Raw genomic sequence first — 1,220 nt, 5'->3', positions numbered from 1 at the left:
AAGCTCGATCCCGAAGCGCCGCACACCGTGCTGCAGACGGTCGACGCCACGACCGGCCAGAACGCACTCAACCAGGTCGAGATCTTCCGCAATATCGCCGGCGTCAACGGCCTGGTGATGACCAAGCTGGACGGCACGGCGCGGGGCGGTATTCTGGTGGCGATCGCGGCAAAGCATAAATTGCCGGTCTATTTCATCGGCGTCGGCGAACAGGTCGACGACCTCGAACCGTTTTCCGCAAGCGAATTCGCCAGGGCGATCGCTGGAGTGGCTTGAACAGGCATGTTGCCGGAAGTGAGGCTTCCGGATGAGCGTGCGTTAGAAGGAAACCATGAACCCACCCATTCTCGAACGCGATCCGTCCGACCCGCAGAAAGAGAAGAAGGAAGGCATCAATCCCGTGCTCAAGCTGGCGCTGGAGCTTGGGCCGCTGCTCGTCTTCTTTTTCGCCAATGCGCGCGGCGAGTGGCTGACGCAGAAATTGCCCGTGCTGGCTGAATTCGGCGGCCCTATCTTCGTCGCCACAGGCCTGTTCATGGCCGCAACCGCGATCGCGCTGATCGCCTCATGGCTGCTCACCCGCACCTTGCCGATCATGCCGATGGTGTCGGGGGTCGTCGTCTTCATCTTCGGCGCGCTGACGCTTTATCTGCAGGACGACGTTTTCATCAAGATGAAGCCGACCATCGTCAACACGCTGTTCGGCGGCGTGTTGCTCGGCGGCCTGTACTTCGGCCGCTCGCTCCTCGGCTATGTCTTCGAGTCCGCATTCAAGCTCGATGCCGAAGGCTGGCGCAAGCTCACCTTCCGTTGGGGCCTGTTCTTCCTGTTCCTGGCCCTCGTCAACGAAGTCGTCTGGCGGAATTTTTCCACCGACGCCTGGGTTACGTTCAAGGTCTGGGGCATCATGCCGATCACGCTTCTGTTCACCTTCAGCCAGATGCCGCTGATCCTGCGCCACTCGCTGGACGACAAGGCCGGCGGCGAAGAGAAAGTCGGCAAATAAGGTTGCAAAGGGGAGAGCCATGGAATTCGTCACCACCCAGGAGGAGCTGCGGACGATCTACAAGACGCCGCGCCCGACCGATGGCTCGATCCGCAAGGAATTGAAGGCGCTCGACGCCCATTGCCGCTCCTTCATCGGCAAGAGCCCATTCGTGCTGATCGGCTCGTCCGACGGCGAAGGCAATGCCGACGTCACCCCGAAAGGCGACAAGCCC

General features: G+C 61.1%; 1 protein-coding gene and 2 pseudogenes. All 3 read left to right on the top strand.

Annotation, left to right across the window (positions count from 1 at the left end; translation table 11 throughout):
• Positions 1 to 276: pseudogene (locus X744_RS0139180) on the top strand (signal recognition particle-docking protein FtsY); the annotation flags it as partial.
• Between the two features lie 55 nt (positions 277 to 331).
• The gene (locus X744_RS139805; protein WP_023763224.1) at positions 332 to 1,006 is read left to right on the top strand and encodes a septation protein A; all 675 of its coding nucleotides are present in this window, start codon (positions 332 to 334) and stop codon (positions 1,004 to 1,006) included.
• A 19-nt stretch (positions 1,007 to 1,025) separates the two neighbouring features.
• Positions 1,026 to 1,220, top strand: a pseudogene (locus X744_RS0139175) (pyridoxamine 5'-phosphate oxidase family protein); the annotation flags it as partial.

Origin of the sequence: Mesorhizobium sp. LNHC252B00 (assembly GCF_000502955.1) — a bacterium.
GTDB lineage: Bacteria > Pseudomonadota > Alphaproteobacteria > Rhizobiales > Rhizobiaceae > Mesorhizobium.
This window is presented reverse-complemented; position numbering and strand designations above follow the sequence as displayed.